Raw genomic sequence first — 13,793 nt, forward strand, 5'->3', positions numbered from 1 at the left:
AGGGGAATTCCGCCGATGCGCGACGCCGTGATCTGCGAACCGATCCGCACACCCGTCGGCGGCTACGGCGGCGTCTTCGCATCCGTTCCGGCCGCCGACCTGGCGTCGACGGTCATCAGGGAGCTGGTCGCTCGCACCGGGGTCACCGGGGCCGACGTCGACGACGTGATCTTCGGTCAGTGCTACCCGAACGGGGAGGCTCCCGCGATCGGCCGCGTCGCAGCTCTCGATGCGGGGCTCGACGTCACGGTGCCCGGCATCCAGATCGACCGCCGCTGCGGGTCGGGCCTGCAGGCGGTGCTCGACGCCGCGATGCGCGTGCAGACCGGCGTCGCCGACCTCGTGATCGCGGGCGGTGCGGACAGTATGAGCCAGGCCGAGCACTACGCCCTCGGACTGCGGTTCGGACTGCGCGGCGGCGACACGTCGCTCGTCGACCGGGTCGGCCGCGGTCGGGTCACCGCGGGCGGTCGCCTTCACCCGGTGGCCGGCGGCATGCTCGAGACGGCCGAGAACCTGCGAGCCGAGTACCGGATCAGTCGGGAGGCGCAGGACGAGCTGGCGTTGGCGTCGCATCGCCGGGCTGTCGCGGCTCAGACCGACGGTCGGTTCGACGCCGAGATCGTCCCGGTGACGGTCCCGACGAGGAGGGGACAGTCCGTCTGCGACCGCGACGAACATCCGCGACCGGACATCTCCGCTGAGGCGCTCGCCGCACTGCGGCCCGTGCGCCTCCGCGACGACCCGGAATCGACGGTCACGGCCGGCAATGCGAGCGGTCAGAACGACGGCGCCGCGGTGTGCCTCGTCGCCTCACGAGCAGAGGCGGAGCGACTCGGACTGCGCCCGCTGGCCCGACTCGTCTCCTGGGCGGTGGCGGGTGTGGAGCCGTCGCGCATGGGGATCGGACCGGTGCCCGCCACGCTCCTCGCATTGGAACGGGCCGAGTTGCGGCTGTCCGACATGGACCTCATCGAGCTGAACGAGGCGTTCGCGGCACAGGTGATCGCGTGCCAGACGTCCCTGGGGCTCGGTACGGCCGACGCCGACCGGTTCAACGTCAACGGGTCGGGAATCTCGCTGGGGCACCCGGTCGGCGCCACCGGGGTGCGGATCCTCGCCACGATGCTCCGTGAACTGGAGCGTCGAGACGGCCGCTACGCGCTGGAGACGATGTGCATCGGCGGCGGACAGGGATTGGCCGCCGTGGTCGAACGGTGCGGTCGGTCAGACCGCTGACGCCGCGGTGAGTGCGCTCGGTCCGGGCGCCTCGTCGTGGCGGTGATGCCAGGCCGCCGCGACGACACCGGCGACGAGGAGTGCGGTCGTCAGCCCGGCCGTGGCGAACAGTTCCAGACCGATCGCCGTCGCCACGGTTCCGACAAGAGCGAACGACGCGATCATGACCGCCGTGACGACGCACTCGTAGCGGTCGAGGCCGCCGATGGACGCGACGAACAGGGCGAGGCCCGCGAAGTACAGCGCCGGGCCACCGGTGATCAGTAGCGCGTAGACGGCGGTCGCGTCCTCGTGCGGGTGGGCGAGCATCTTCTCGGTGCCGACCGCCGTGACGATGACGCCCGCGACCAGCACCGCGTGCGCGTAGGCGAATCCGCCGCGGGCCAGCGCCGTCGGGTCGTCGGACTGTTCGAGCCGCTGTTCGGTGCGTTCGGAGTGATGGGCGAAGTACAACCACCAGTACGACACCGGCGCCAGGAAGGCGACGCACAGGGCCACGTAGGTCGTCACGCTCGACTCCATGTGAAGGAACTCGCGGCCGATCGACAGGACCGTCTCACCGAGCGCGATGATGAAGATGAGACGATTCCGTTCCGCCAGATGCGCGGGTGTCAGCTTCCATTCGCTCATGGCGATCCCGCCCAGTCCGGGAAGCCACGTCCGGAGCATCGGGGCGGCCACGTCGACGGCGAGGGCGACGGCCCAGACGATCAGTCGGATGTCGGGTTCGCAGAACGCGCCGATCACCCAGATCGCGGCGGCCGCCGCCGACCACGCGAGCAGGTGCGCGTAGTTGCGGCCGATCTGCTGCCCGCGCATTGTCAGCGCGATGAACAGGGGACGGATCACCTGGATGGCCGCGAGTGTGATCGCGAACTGGGGCCCGCGGTCGCCGAACGCCTCGGGTATCGCGGCGGCCATCACCAGGCTCAACAGCATGAGGACGACCAGCAGGATCCGGACGGGAGTCCGTTCGGGGTCGACGAAGTTCGTGGCCCATGCGGTGTAGTTCCACACCCACCACACGCCGCCGAACAACACGAGCATCTCGATCGCTCCACGACCGGTGAGGTGTTCTACGAAGAACGCGGCCAGTTGACTGAACGCGAAGACGTAGACGAGATCGAAGAACAGTTCGATCGTGGCGACGTCGCCGCCCCGGCTGCGCGCACGGCCCAGCGACGGCACTCTCATTGTCGGATTCCCTTCGGCGAACGGCCCGCCCACACGGGGTTCAGATCAGTGCTTCGGGTTGCCGTCGTGGCGTCGGTCGCCACGCGGGTAGTAGAAGCGGTGCGTCGACGGGGTCAGGACGAAGGCGCGGTTGATGGTCGAGCAGGCGATGACGCCCGACTTCGGGACGGCGCACGAGACGTTGGCGACGGTGATCCGCTGCCCGACGTGCAGCACCGGTGCGCGGAAGCCGACGGCCGATCCGAATCGGTAGCTGGTTCCGCGGGGGATCCAGTACGGGCCCTGCATGTCGCCGGTGATCGAGACTCCGACGGTGCGCGGCGGGGCGGTCTTCGTCTTGCCGGAGCACGCGACGTTGCCGGGGGTCGGCCCGATCTGACACTGGCGTCCCGCGGCCGCGAAGAACACTCGGCCGCGGTCCGCGTACGAGTACGACGTGAAGCGCGACGCGTTCACTCCCTGGTATTGGCCGAGGGGGAGCGCGGTGCGCAGAGGGGCTGCCTGGGCGGGCGCGACGGCCACCAGGCCGGACACCGCCGCCACGAGCGCGACGACGATGCAGATCAGGCGGGTCGAGCTCGAGTGGATAGCGCGCATGCACCCATTCCACCACGCTCGACCCGCCGTCGGAAGGTTCTAGACGGTCGCGGTCGCGCCGACCCGGTCGAGGAGGCCGTCGCGGGCCTCGCGGTACTCGGCGGCGAGGCGGTCGACGGTCTGTGCGACGGTGCCGCGCGATGCGACGGAGCCGATGCCCTGGCCGGAGCCCCACACGTCGCGCCAGGCCTTGATGTCGCCGAGTCCGCCTTCGAGCGGATCCGGACCCGACGTGGGCTTCGGCAGGTTGTCCGGGTCGAGGCCGTGGCGGCTGATGCTGCCGCGCAGGTAGTTGCCGTGGACGCCGGTGAAGGTGCTGCTGTAGATCACGTCGTCGGCGCGCGAGCCGACCACCATGTCCTTGTAGTCGTCGATCACATTGGCCTCGTCGGTGGCGAGGAACGCCGATCCGACGTACGCGAAGTCGGCGCCCGCGGCCAGCGCCGCGAGGATCGAGCTGCCGTGGGCGATCGCGCCCGACAGCAGGAGCGGGCCGTCGAACCACTCGCGGATCTCGCGGATCAGCGCGAACGGGGACAGCGTTCCGGCGTGGCCGCCCGCACCGGCGGCGACGGCGATGAGGCCGTCGGCGCCCCTCTCGACGGCCTTGTGCGCGAACAGGTCGTTCACCACGTCGTGCAGCACGATGCCGCCGTACGAGTGGACGGCCTCGTTCACGTCGGGGCGGGCGCCGAGCGAGGTGATCACGATCGGCACCTTGTGCTCGACGATGGTCGCGAGGTCTTCGTCTAGGCGCGCGTTCGACTTGTGGACGATCTGGTTGACGGCGAACGGCGCGACGACGGCGTCGGGGTTCGCGGTGGCGTAGGCCGCGTTCGATTCGACGATCTCGTCGAGCCAGTCGCCGAGCTGCGATGCCGGACGGGCATTGAGTGCGGGGAACGAGCCGATGACGCCCGCCTGGCACTGGGCGGCGACGAGCTTCGGTCCCGATGCGATGAACATGGGGGAGGCGACGACGGGGACGGTGAGCGGAGTCCGCAAGATTTCGGGAAGCGACATGACCGAGACGATACAGTCAGTACTGACTGTTTGGGAAGGGTGGAGAATGATCTCCGTGGAACGAAAGCAGCAGGATCGCGCCGAGCAGACGCGGAACACGATCTTGGAGGCTGCGGCGAAGGTCCTGTTCGAGGAGGGATACTCGGCCGCGACGACGCTGCACATCCAGCAGGTCGCGGGGGTGTCCCGCGGGCGTCTGCTGCATCACTTCCCCTCGCGGGAACTGCTGCTGACCGCGGCCGTCCATCACCTGGCTCAGGTGCGGATCGCCGAACTGACCGCGGGCGTGACGATCCCCGACGCGCTCGAGGAGCGGATCGCGTTCGCGGTGGCCGCGATGTGGGAGATCACCGGACAGTCGTGCTTCTGGGCGACGATGGAGCTGTGGATGGGTGCCCGAACCGCGAATCCCGAACTGCGCGAAGCGCTCTCGGGTGTGGAGCGGACAATGCTCGGGATCCTTCGCGACCGTGCTGATGAACTCTTCGGCCCGGAGGTGACGTCGCTGCCCGACTACCGACGGACCCGCGAGGTGATGCTGACGTCGATGCGCGGCGCCCGTCTGGCATACACGTTCCATCCGCGCGATCCCGACACCGAACCGGCGCTGAGCAACTGGGAGGCGATGTTCGCCGACCTCGCGATGGTTGCGCGATGAACCTCGAGGAGCGTCTGGCCGCGGTGGAGGCGAGGCTGCGGGCGGCCGAGGACCGCCTGGCGATCATGGATCTCGTCTACTCGTACGGTCCGGCCGTCGACACGGGTTCGGCGGAGGGGACCGCCGCGGTCTTCACCGTCGACGGGGTGTACGACGTCGACACCGGGCTCCTCGCCGGAGCCGCCGCGATCTCGGACATGGTGAACGGCGATGCGCACCAGGGCCTCGTCGCGCGCGGCTGCGGTCACCTCATGACAGCCCCGCAGATCACGCTCGACGGCGACGCGGCGACGGTCCGTAGCTATTCGCAGCTCGTCGTCCCACGATCGAGCGACCGGGGCTACGCGGTCGCTCGTCTCACCGCGAACCGGTGGGACCTGGTCAGGACCGACGCGGGGTGGCGGGTGGCGCGTCGGACGGCCCGGTTGGTCGACGGATCGTCGCGGGCGCGCGATCTGCTCGATCCGAGGTGAGCACCGTTCCGCAGCGCATTCGAACGTGTGTACCATAGGAGCCGTCGACTGTCGCGCGAAGGTCTCAACCTCGTGTGGAGCCAGTCCGGGCGTGGCGCAATGCAACACGCCGATGCGGGTGGATCTCGGGCCTGGGGAATTTTGAGAATCCCTCTGACCTGCTCGTTGGCACGATATCGACGGCGAATTCCCCACGGTGTCCACAGGAGGGTGCACACACCGTCCAGAGGTTTCCGTTCTTATGCACATCCCATCAACATGTTTGTCCACAGGGTGCATTTGATGCCTGTGGTACCTGGCCCTAACCTCTGGGAAGGTTTCAGTTCGCCCGGTGGCAACTGACACGACTCCGGAGGCGGCCGCGCCGGGGCGACGATGCGACGAGTGGGGGGATACACGCGTGAGCGAAGCGGAGGAGCAGGGGCCCGAGCAGGAAGAGCCGGGGGCGCCGCCACGCGAGGACTACGGGCGTCAGCCCCCACAGGATCTGCAGGCCGAGCAGTCGGTGCTCGGCGGCATGCTGCTGTCGAAGGACGCCGTGGCCGACGTCCTGGAGCGCATCCGGCCCGGTGACTTCTACAAGCCGGCGCATCAGGCCGTGTACGACGCGGTCCTCGAACTGTACGGCCGCGGGGAGCCGGCCGACGCCGTCACCGTCAGTGCGGAACTCGAGCGGCGCGGCGACCTGCGCAAGGTCGGCGGGGCGCCGTACCTGCACACCCTGATCTCGACGGTGCCGACGGCGGCCAACGCGGGCTACTACGCGGAGATCGTCGCCGAGAAGGCGACGCTGCGCCGTCTCGTCGAGGCCGGAACCCGCATCGTGCAGTACGGGTACGCGGGCGACGGCGGCCAGGACGTCGCCGAGGTGGTCGACCGGGCCCAGGCAGAGGTGTACGAGGTCACCGAACGTCGTACCGCCGAGGACTACGTCGTCCTGGAAGAACTGCTGCAGCCCACGCTCGACGAACTCGATTCGATCGCGTCGCGTGGCGGACTGTCGCTCGGTGTGCCGACCGGGTTCGCCGACCTCGACAAACTGACCAACGGCCTGCACCCGGGCCAGATGATCATCGTCGCCGCACGTCCGGGCGTCGGCAAGGCGCTTGCTCTCGACACGCCGCTCCCCACGCCGGACGGCTGGACGACGATGGGCCGGGTGGCCGTCGGCGACCGCCTGCTCGGGGCGGACGGTCGCCCGACCCGCGTGGTCGCCGCGACCGAGGTGATGACGCAGCGTCCGTGCTTCGAGGTGGAGTTCAACGACGGCGGGTCGCTCGTCGCCGACCAGCAGCACCAGTGGGTGGCCGACGTGGACGGTCGTCGTGACGTGTTCACGACCGACGCCCTGCAGTCGTACGCGGGCCGGGCGACGATCCAGAACGCGAAGCCGCTCGAGCTGCCGCGTCGCCCGTTCGCCTACGGCCCGTACACGGTCGGCGCGCTCGCCGGCATGGCGTACGACGACCCCGAGATCTCGATGCGCATCGAGGACGAGGGGCCGGTGGACGTCATGACGTTGATGGCCGACCTCGGCGGCCGGATCCCGGGGGAGTACCTGCGCGGGTCCATCACCCAGCGACGTGCCCTGCTCGCGGGCATCCTGGACTCCCGCGGACGCGTCGACGACGACGGGTGGATCACCGTCCCGGCCGTCACGAACCACATGTCGGGAGTCGTCGGCGACCTCGCCGCGGGCCTCGGCTACACCTTCCGCCGGGCCAGCAGCGGCTGGGTGCGGATCGCCGCGCCGGACGACGTGTTCACCGTCCACGACAAGATGCAGCGGCACAAGGAGTTGCGCACCCAGGTGCGATCGCGGCTCGTCGTCGCCGTGCGGCCGGTGCCGAGCATCCCCGTGCGCTGCGTCGAAGTGGACAATCGCAGCCACCTGTACCTGGCCGGCGAGGCGATGGTCCCCACCCACAACTCGACGCTCGCGATGGACTGGCTGCGGTCGGCGTCGATCCACCACGGTCTCACCAGCGCGATGTTCTCGTTGGAGATGAGCAAGACCGAGATCGTCATGCGCCTGCTCTCGGCCGAGGCGAAGGTGAAGCTCGGCGACATGCGGTCGGGCAACATGTCCGACGACGACTGGAGTCGCCTCGCCCGCCGCATGGGCGAGATCACCGAGGCGCCCCTGTTCATCGACGACTCGCCGAACCTGACGATGATGGAGATCCGTGCCAAGGCCCGCCGTCTCAAACAGCGGCACGACCTGAAGCTCGTCGTCATCGACTACATGCAGCTGATGACATCGGGCAAGAAGGTCGAGTCCCGCCAGCAGGAGGTCTCCGAGTTCTCCCGCTCGATCAAGCTGCTCGCCAAGGAACTCGAAGTCCCCGTCGTCGCGATCTCGCAGCTGAACCGTGGTCCGGAACAGCGCACCGACAAGCGCCCGCAGGTCTCCGACCTGCGTGAATCGGGCTCACTGGAGCAGGACGCCGACATGGTCATCCTGCTGCACCGCCCCGACTCCATCGAGCGCGACGATCCCCGCGCGGGCGAAGCCGACATCATCGTCGGCAAGCACCGAAACGGCCCGACGGCGACGATCACCGTCGCCCACCAGCTTCATCTCTCGAAGTTCGTGGACATGGCTCGGGGCTGAGGTTCGGGGCGGGTTGTCGTGTAGGTTCCGCTGAGATTTGTCAGTTTCCAGGCTGGCTGTCAGTGGATTTGGCAATAGACGGGGATATTCGAGCCATAGTGTCAGTAGCCCGCGAACGATTCCGGCGGGTGTGTTTGAGATTCCAGACGTATGTCAGTTCGCATAGGAGATATTCCGCTGGGATGTCCAGACGTTCGGCCCCGGTGTCAGTAGTTTGCTTCGCAGAGCTGGACATGGTCGGTGCTGTACCGACGCGTCGGAGGTCTGGCGGGGATGAGTGTTCGTCCGTACGGCGGGCAATTGGTTCGGGAGATCGAGCGGAGAACAGCACATGTACATAGGGAGTGCCCTGCTCGCACAGACGGCGGATCTACGTGCGGTGGGGCCTCTATCGAAGATGGTCGATTTATCGTGACTGCGCGGTGCATACGCTATGTCGACAGCCCTGTATCGTCATAGTGCCGCGCTGCCAGATGTCGGCCGCGTCTCTCGCCAGGACGCTGACACCTCAATGCCCCAACCTGCGGGTAGGGGCTGTTCGATGGATTGGTGCGTTTGACCTGCTGCCGGTCAGGCCTCGATGGCACTGGTGTGCATGACGGTTGGGCGTCGGTTGGGATCCTATATCGCAGTGAAGTAGTTCCTGGGCTTCTTCTCGCTATCGGCTCGCTTGGACTAGCGTTGGACTTGGCTCCGGGCCCTGCTCCTCGGCAGTCAGTCGGCGCGTTTCCTGGACGTTGCAACACTCTCTTCGCAACCACGGTCCTACGCCAACTCCATTCTGCCCAACAGCACGCCGCACGATGCTGATCCTTCGAGCTGGAGGGATGTCGCGGTCTTGCCGTGGCCGCGTTCACCGACCACCTACGTCGCTGGTCGGAGCGCTTACACGCCGACCGGGACACGGAGAGCGCAGAGGTGTGACGCCTCATGTATTGCCAATCGAAACACGCGGGCCACCCGCGCCGATTGACTAGATGCACTAAGCGCTAGCGGGAGGCACGAGTCTCCCGAGGGCTCGCCCGGCAGCCATCGGGCAGATCAGTCGATTGGGCTAGACGAACGCCCGAGAGGTCCGCTCCTGGATACGTCACCAGCAGGGGCGAACTTGCCCGCTGCGTGAAGGTGAAACCTCGCCTGAAGTTGAGGTAGCTACCTGTCCTCGGATGACCCGGGTGCTTACTGGCAGGTCGGCTACGAGTTCCCTGCGCGGCGCATCCGACAATCACTGCGGCACCCACTTCTGCCTGCGTCCTGAGCCCAGTCAACACGAATTCGCCCGGCCCTGAACCAGGGTCGGGCGAAGTATTCTGGGAGTGAACGACCGCAAGTTCGAGGATGGAAACTAGCGACCAATATCGCTCAGGTACGCCCATCCGCCAAGCTTCGGATCATCATTGTGAAATTCTGGACAGTAGACATCAACAACAGCATCGATAACTTCTCCTCCTACCTTGGTAGCGAGTTCCGAAGGAAGTTCCTTGAGCTTGTATGGATTATTGTTCGGGAGTTGGGCGTACGTATGCGCACGGTCCGCTTTCTCCTTCGTAATATTTGCACTCGCAGTTTCTGTTGAATCCTGAGGATTGATCGAGTAGCAAACAGTGACAAGCCCATTTGGTCGAATTTTTCCGTTGGCGGGCGGGTAGTTGTACGCCGCATGCAGGTCGTAGTTGGAGTAAATCGAGTTCAGCCGATCGGCATATTCGCGATCCGCCCCTCCATCAATCTGGGGGCAGTTGTCGTAACAGTTGCGCGATACATCTAACCACTGTTGGTACACAGACTCCTGACCAGGACTGGAACGATCCTTGGAGTCGATCAGTTCTCTGATGCCTTGCTTGTTGCCAATAACGAGCACTGTCGCCAAGGCTAGAACCAAGGCGCAAACAATCCCGATTGTAAATGGAGTCTGACTCCTTCGTTGTCTCGGGTTCGGCTGCTGCGGATAGTGTGGAGGACCATAATTTTGCTGAGTAGAGTACTGCCCGTTGCGCGGGTTGGGAAGTTGCTGACTCATTGAAATCTCGCCAGTTTTCCAGGTATACGATATGGTGGTATCACCTATAGGTGAATACCATATCGGTAGCTCATTCAACAGGGTTCGAACAGTTGAATCTGGGGGAGAGTCTCACGAAGATGCCCGTCGTGGACGACTTTCTCACTTGGTTGTTCACCGAGACGCTTCTGGTGTAGGTTCGCGACAACCTCACCGTCAGGCGTGTTCGGAAGGTTCGACTCATGGCTGCATCGCGACTTACTCAACGCACTAGGCTCATAACGACCTACGTCACCGGCCGCGTCGGGGTCACGTGCGACGAAGCCAAGCCCATAGCCAAGGTCACCTTTCAGACTCAGGCGACCGTTTCCGGAGAAGTCGAGAAGTGGTCGATTGAGGGTTGGTCCTGCGAACGGACGGTTTCAGACACGATAAACAATCCGTTAGGGCCCATAACGTGCTCGCGCGAGGAATCCCGGTTTGTTCTCGCAGGCCAGCCGTCGGGTCCAGCAGGGGGATTACGATTCAAGCCTTGATGAGTCTCTCGAGGAATACTGGTATTGACCGGAATTATGTGGAAGGTTGACAGGCGTAGTGAAAATTTCGAAAGGATCGTACCTCATTGCTGCAGCATGCATCGTCCTCGCTGGCTGCGGATCTGCGGACACCGACGTGGTGTCCAGTGGCGACACAGAGTCAATGCCATCTGTCGCGCCGAAAGTAGTCGAGTACCAAGCCGAGGTGGTCGGTGCTGATTCGGTGACCGTTGAGTTCGCGACTGATAGCGGATCAATGTCCGAGACTCTTCCTCCGACGTCCACCGGCGAAAACCGCGTTAGGATGACCACAAAGTCGGGGGCCGCGATTGACTCGCAACACGGATTTATCGGTTGGACGTCCGCGCAGTACACATTGGATGGGGGCCAGTCCCCGGCGATCACGATCACAGCCAAAGGACGATCCGCTGTCGCTACGTGCCGTATCCGAATCGACGGTGAGTCCTCTGGAGTCGTTGGTAACGCAGCAGCCTACGATGCTGCTCAGGAACCGTACAAGTCGACCGAGGCCAAGCGCGGCGTTGCTGTGGCGACATGTCCCGTGCCCGCGAATTAGCTCCGAAAGATCCGGCGATCTATTCCCTGTAAGCGGCAGAGAGTGCCCGACGCCGAGTACGGGGCCGGGCACCTTTGTCTCCGTCGAGCTAGAGAAGTCCATTCAGAACAACAGCAACATCGGCACGTAGCTGGCGCGCGAGATCGATCTGACCTATACGTGGATGGTCTCGATCAGACGGTGGGGTTGTGTCTCAGCAATGCGCCGACCTCCCGTGCCGCGCGCGACCCTGATCGGACTGCTCCCTCCATGTATCCGGTGAAATGCTCCGACGTTTCCGTTCCTGCGAAATGGAGTCGGCCGATCGGTTCCCGGATCGTCGGCCAGCAGGTGAGCATCGTGCCCGGTCGATTCGCCGTGGTGCAGCCCGAGATCCACTGTTTGTCGGCCCAGATGCTCTCGACGTACCCGATCGGGGGAGGCACGTCTATCCCGAGGGAGGTCGCGATGTACTCCTCGATGAGGGTGCGCCGGGCTTCCTCGGTCGGGGGGAGCATCGACTGGACGTGACGTCTGCTGGCGAGGCCGACGAGGATGCCGACGGGAGATCCGTCTGTCGGCGAGTTGTCCCAGATCCTCGACACCGGAGTGGTCGGTCCCGGCATGATGGTTCCGCTGAGCTCGGAGTCCCGCCAGAAGGGACGCTCGTAGGCGACGGCGAACTTGACGCCTCCGCCGAATGACCAGTTCGAATTCAACTCGTTCCTCTGCGCTGGCAGCTGCGGGGTGAACGTCATCCGGCAGAGCTCATTCGGAGAGCACGCGAGGACCACTCGATCGGCGGTCACCCTCACGCCGCCCGCCGTCAGGGTCACGGAGGACTCGCCCTGCACCACCGCGGTGACCGGGCTGTTCACCAAGACTCGATCGCCGAGGCGTTCCGCGAGGCGGTCGATGATCTGTCCCGCTCCGCCGTCGATCCTGCTGGACAGCGTCTCTTTGGTGGCCTGCTCCCAACCGCCCGCGCCCGCGACGAACGTCGCGAACCAGAGGACCGAGACGTCACCGCTCTGTGCCCCTACGAAGGACTCGACGATGGAGGCGATGTACGCGAGTGCGTCACGGTCGGTCACGCCGAGAGTGTGAGCCCATGCGTCGACCGACGACGTCTCGAGGTGGACTGCATCCGGATGTGCCCACGGTGCGGCGAGATCCAGAGATGCGGCGACCTCGTCGATCGCCGTGACGAAGTACTCGAGTTCCGGGTGATTCGAGCCCGGTACGTGGCGCACGATGTCCTGTCCGTCGGTGTACATCGGGACTTCGGACAGCCCGAGCTGCGCAGCGATGGCGAGGAGCTCGGTCTGTTCCGGTCCGATGAACTGCGCACCGCTGTCGAGGTTCTGGCCGACGATCGACATGGTCCCGACGCGGCCGCCCGGCGAATCGGCGGCTTCGAGCACCACGACGTCTGAGAAGCCTTGCTCGACGAGACGGAGGGCCGCGGTGCAGCCGGCGAGCCCGCCGCCGACCACGGCTACCCGCGCTTGGATGTGATCTGAGTCATTCTCGTTCATACAACGAAGCTAACGATCTGGCGCCGCGTCATTCCGGCCGAGATCGGACGCATTCTTCATCAATTTGCCAGATCTCGGCAGTCGACTCCGTGTCCTCCTGCGGACGGCCTACTCGACGTCGGCCGGTATGGGGACTGGCATCGTGCGCTCGGCACTCCGCTTCTCTCGCCACTCGAGGGCCCGATGAACGCGGAGCGCGATGCTGAGCTGTGCGATGCGTGAAGGAATGGGGACCGTCCGCGACGCTTCGATCGCCTGGAGACGGTGTCGGACCGCCCTCTCGCTCATATGCAGCGCCTTGGCTGTCGCGGCTGCGTTGCATCCGGACGACAAGTACGACTCCAGCGTCGCCCGCAGTCGCTCGGCTTTCGGTCCGGCGTCAGCGAGCACGCCGAGTTCGGCGCCGGCAGTTCTGGCCGCATCCGCCATGTCCCAGGCGAGGAGCGTCTCGACGTCGACTTCGTCGAATGCGGTCACTTGGCGGGGGCGACCGTCGAGCTTCCGGAGTGCCAGCGAGTATGTCGCGGATGCTTCGTGGAAGGCGTCGACCAGTCCTGAAACGCCGTGGTGGACAGAGCTCGCGGCCACCCGCACCGTCGCTTCCAGATCGAGCAGGGCGACGATGTCGGCAGCAGGCGATCTGTCCATCGTTCCGATCACAATCCACAGGGACCCGTCATCGGCCTCGGCGGCGAGGCTGGTGTTCGCGCCGAACCGGCTTCGCAATCTGTCTCCGTCGAGCGCTCCACCCGGCCGCCAGAGGATGAACATCCGGTGCCATCGGTGCAGTGGATATCCGAGCTCGACTTCGGAAACGCTGCGGCCGGCTGCGAGATCGCGGAGTAGCTCGGCTCGTCGTCGGGCCGCGGATCTGCCGAGCTTGGCGCGCTCGGCGAGGAACTCCTCGCGGGCGCGCCGAATCGCGGCGTCGAACCACCGGAACACGATGTGGGTGACCTTGTCGACCACCGCCAGTTGGGTCGACTTCGGGTACGGCAGCTGTTGGACCTCGAGGATGATCCAGTCCCACATGCCGGTCATGCATGCGCGGTACGCGTCCTCGCAGAGTCCCCACGGTATGCCCGCGCGGGCGGCGTACGGCACTTCCTCGAACACGCGGGCTGGTGGAGTGCTCGCGCCTTGGCCTGTCCGGATCACGTCGGACACTGTCTGGGCGATCAGCTCGAGCGCGTCGTGTCCGGTAGAGGTGACGGCTGCCCCGTGGAGGCGATCTCGCCAGCCGCGGGAGAAGTAGCCGGGGACTTCGTCTGTCACCCGTCGATGCATGCACGATCGGACGGCCGCCCGTTCGGCCGACATTCGATCGGCGAAATAGCTGGTGGCGGCGACGAGTCCCTCGGTCATC

At 65.7% G+C, this 13,793-nt stretch carries 10 protein-coding genes; 4 read left to right on the forward strand and 6 right to left on the reverse strand.

The window, feature by feature from the left end:
• Positions 1 to 15 precede the first annotated feature (15 nt).
• A complete protein-coding gene (locus GYB83_RS05890) occupies positions 16 to 1,239 on the forward strand; it encodes an acetyl-CoA C-acetyltransferase (RefSeq protein ID WP_161894583.1) in 1,224 nt (407 codons plus the stop codon).
• Here GYB83_RS05890 and GYB83_RS05895 read toward each other — a convergent pair.
• Genes GYB83_RS05895 through GYB83_RS05905 form a run of 3 tightly spaced genes read right to left on the reverse strand, consistent with a single transcriptional unit; the run spans position 1,228 to position 4,053 of the window.
• Entirely contained in the window at positions 1,228 to 2,433 is a 1,206-nt protein-coding gene (locus tag GYB83_RS05895; protein ID WP_161894584.1) for a low temperature requirement protein A, read from the reverse strand. The genes GYB83_RS05890 and GYB83_RS05895 overlap by 12 nt on opposite strands.
• A 45-nt stretch (positions 2,434 to 2,478) precedes the next feature.
• The gene (locus tag GYB83_RS05900) at positions 2,479 to 3,030 is read right to left on the reverse strand and encodes a hypothetical protein (RefSeq protein ID WP_161894585.1); all 552 of its coding nucleotides are present in this window, start codon (positions 3,028 to 3,030) and stop codon (positions 2,479 to 2,481) included.
• 39 nt (positions 3,031 to 3,069) lie between these two features.
• The gene (locus tag GYB83_RS05905; RefSeq protein WP_161894586.1) at positions 3,070 to 4,053 is read right to left on the reverse strand and encodes an NAD(P)H-dependent flavin oxidoreductase; all 984 of its coding nucleotides are present in this window, start codon (positions 4,051 to 4,053) and stop codon (positions 3,070 to 3,072) included.
• 46 nt (positions 4,054 to 4,099) lie between these two features.
• On the opposite strand from GYB83_RS05905, the gene GYB83_RS05910 reads away from it, so the two are divergent.
• From GYB83_RS05910 to dnaB, 3 genes are all read left to right on the forward strand, one after another.
• Positions 4,100 to 4,711: a TetR/AcrR family transcriptional regulator gene (locus tag GYB83_RS05910; RefSeq protein ID WP_161894587.1), complete on the forward strand. Its 612-nt coding sequence runs from the start codon at positions 4,100 to 4,102 to the stop codon at positions 4,709 to 4,711.
• Positions 4,708 to 5,184 carry a nuclear transport factor 2 family protein gene (locus tag GYB83_RS05915; RefSeq protein ID WP_161894588.1) on the forward strand — a complete coding sequence of 159 codons (477 nt, stop codon included), beginning with the start codon at positions 4,708 to 4,710 and terminating at the stop codon, positions 5,182 to 5,184. Before GYB83_RS05910 ends, GYB83_RS05915 begins: the two co-directional genes overlap by 4 nt.
• Before the next feature lie 400 nt (positions 5,185 to 5,584).
• Positions 5,585 to 7,798: a replicative DNA helicase gene (dnaB, locus tag GYB83_RS05920; RefSeq protein ID WP_161894589.1), complete on the forward strand. Its 2,214-nt coding sequence runs from the start codon at positions 5,585 to 5,587 to the stop codon at positions 7,796 to 7,798.
• A 1,345-nt stretch (positions 7,799 to 9,143) separates the two neighbouring features.
• Here dnaB and GYB83_RS05925 read toward each other — a convergent pair.
• The 3 genes from GYB83_RS05925 to GYB83_RS05935 form a co-directional block, all read right to left on the reverse strand.
• Positions 9,144 to 9,818 carry a hypothetical protein gene (locus GYB83_RS05925; protein ID WP_161894590.1) on the reverse strand — a complete coding sequence of 225 codons (675 nt, stop codon included), beginning with the start codon at positions 9,816 to 9,818 and terminating at the stop codon, positions 9,144 to 9,146.
• Between the two features lie 1,265 nt (positions 9,819 to 11,083).
• Positions 11,084 to 12,427: a flavin monoamine oxidase family protein gene (locus tag GYB83_RS05930; protein ID WP_161894591.1), complete on the reverse strand. Its 1,344-nt coding sequence runs from the start codon at positions 12,425 to 12,427 to the stop codon at positions 11,084 to 11,086.
• Between the two features lie 108 nt (positions 12,428 to 12,535).
• Positions 12,536 to 13,792: a PucR family transcriptional regulator gene (locus tag GYB83_RS05935; RefSeq protein ID WP_161894592.1), complete on the reverse strand. Its 1,257-nt coding sequence runs from the start codon at positions 13,790 to 13,792 to the stop codon at positions 12,536 to 12,538.
• Position 13,793 lies beyond the last annotated feature (1 nt).

Source organism: Gordonia spumicola (assembly GCF_009932475.1).
Classification (GTDB): domain Bacteria; phylum Actinomycetota; class Actinomycetes; order Mycobacteriales; family Mycobacteriaceae; genus Gordonia; species Gordonia spumicola.

Bases quoted from the DNA above. Each gene is read 5' to 3' on its own strand.
- GYB83_RS05915 (WP_161894588.1), top strand. From the start codon at position 4,708: ATGAACCTCGAGGAGCGTCTGGCCGCGGTGGAGGCGAGGCTGCGGGCG.
- GYB83_RS05900 (WP_161894585.1), bottom strand. From the start codon at position 3,030: ATGCGCGCTATCCACTCGAGCTCGACCCGCCTGATCTGCATCGTCGTC.
- GYB83_RS05905 (WP_161894586.1), bottom strand. From the start codon at position 4,053: ATGTCGCTTCCCGAAATCTTGCGGACTCCGCTCACCGTCCCCGTCGTC.
- GYB83_RS05895 (WP_161894584.1), bottom strand. From the start codon at position 2,433: ATGAGAGTGCCGTCGCTGGGCCGTGCGCGCAGCCGGGGCGGCGACGTC.
- GYB83_RS05930 (WP_161894591.1), bottom strand. From the start codon at position 12,427: ATGAACGAGAATGACTCAGATCACATCCAAGCGCGGGTAGCCGTGGTC.
- GYB83_RS05935 (WP_161894592.1), bottom strand. From the start codon at position 13,792: ATGACCGAGGGACTCGTCGCCGCCACCAGCTATTTCGCCGATCGAATG.
- GYB83_RS05890 (WP_161894583.1), top strand. From the start codon at position 16: ATGCGCGACGCCGTGATCTGCGAACCGATCCGCACACCCGTCGGCGGC.
- GYB83_RS05910 (WP_161894587.1), top strand. From the start codon at position 4,100: ATGATCTCCGTGGAACGAAAGCAGCAGGATCGCGCCGAGCAGACGCGG.
- GYB83_RS05925 (WP_161894590.1), bottom strand. From the start codon at position 9,818: ATGAGTCAGCAACTTCCCAACCCGCGCAACGGGCAGTACTCTACTCAG.